The following is a 645-nucleotide window of genomic DNA, read 5'->3' as shown; positions in this document are numbered from 1 at the left end:
GCTTTGATGATATCCCGTTTCAGGAAATCAACATGTCGGTTTTCCAGTTCCGGAAAACGCCGCTGCACCGACAGGGGGAGCCCGTCGAGAATACTGGCAATTTCACCTGCGATCCGCGACAGCACGAAAGTACAGAATGCGGTTTCCACCACTTCAGCGGAGTCTCTGGCATTCTTCAGTTCCTGTGCGTCGGCCTGCGCACGCGTAAGTCGATGGCGTTCGTACTCAATAGTTCCTGGCTGGAGATCTGCCTCGCTGGCCTGCCGCAGTTCTTCAACCTCCCGGCGCAGCTTTTCGTTCTCAATTTCAGCATCCCTTTCGGCATACCATTTTATGACGGCGGCAGAGTCATAAAGCACCTCATTACCCTTGCCACCGCCTCGCAGAACGGGCATTCCCTGTTCCTGCCAGTTCTGAATGGTACGGATACTCGCACCGAAAATGTCAGCCAGCTGCTTTTTGTTGACTTCCATTGTTCATTCCACGGACAAAAACAGAGAAAGGAAACGACAGAGGCCAAAAAGCTCGCTTTCAGCACCTGTCGTTTCCTTTCTTTTCAGAGGGTATTTTAAATAAAAACATTAAGTTATGACGAAGAAGAACGGAAACGCCTTAAACCGGAAAATTTTCATAAATAGCGAAAAC

At 49.6% G+C, this 645-nt stretch carries 1 protein-coding gene; it reads right to left on the bottom strand.

The features are described from left to right. The coding region (locus tag J5M57_RS27910) for a DNA-packaging protein (protein WP_207872081.1) at nt 1–473 on the bottom strand (473 nt) is incomplete at its 3' end. Nucleotides 474–645: the final 172 nt, after the last annotated feature.

The sequence above is a fragment of the Pseudomonas sp. 86_A genome, assembly GCF_017491705.1.
GTDB lineage: Bacteria > Pseudomonadota > Gammaproteobacteria > Pseudomonadales > Pseudomonadaceae > Aquipseudomonas > Aquipseudomonas koreensis.
This window is presented reverse-complemented; position numbering and strand designations above follow the sequence as displayed.